The sequence below is a fragment of the Nitrincola lacisaponensis genome, assembly GCF_000691225.1.
In the GTDB taxonomy this organism is placed as follows: Bacteria; Pseudomonadota; Gammaproteobacteria; order Pseudomonadales; family Balneatricaceae; genus Nitrincola; species Nitrincola lacisaponensis.
Map to the genome: position 1 here is coordinate 1 of NZ_JMSZ01000020.1, position 571 is coordinate 571.

The window sequence follows — 571 nt, forward strand, 5'->3', positions numbered from 1 at the left end:
CCATTGAACCAGCGCCCGATAACACGGCCCCATTTCGAATGCTCTTCATAGCGCATCCCCTCAAACAGTTGAGCATCATCGGGCTGGTTTACCTCTTCCTGTCTCATTCGGACATAATCCAAAAAGCCTATCTCAATGAGACGGTCATGAATCGGCACCTTGCGGGTGGCATTCTTGTTTTTGACGCGCTGTGACTTATGCTCTTCGCAGACCTGAATATAGGGCGTTGTGAAATGCCGGCCATGCCAGGTGATACCCTCAAGATGAATGTCTGATATTTGCAGCTGACATATCTCTCCCAGCCGCATGCCGGTATAGAGTGCAATCAGTGGCACCCAGTAGTGAGCATCCAGTAGCAGGCGCTTACACCCTGTATAGGCTCCGTGATAGACATATCCATTTAGAATGTTGATCAGATCCTGATCCGAAAATGGCTTTCGGCTTACATCTATAGATGCCCCTGTACCTGATCGTCCATTGATTTTGCGAATCTTGATTGAGGCTGCTGGATTACTGCTCAAGCATCCGAGTATACAACCATGATCCAGCACTGCTCTGAAACGGTCGAAGT

At 48.9% G+C, this 571-nt stretch carries 1 protein-coding gene; it reads right to left on the reverse strand.

Translation table 11 applies throughout. The features are described 5' to 3' along the window. A partial coding sequence (locus ADINL_RS07175; RefSeq protein WP_152547640.1) for a site-specific integrase occupies window positions 1-571 on the reverse strand: 571 nt, incomplete at both ends.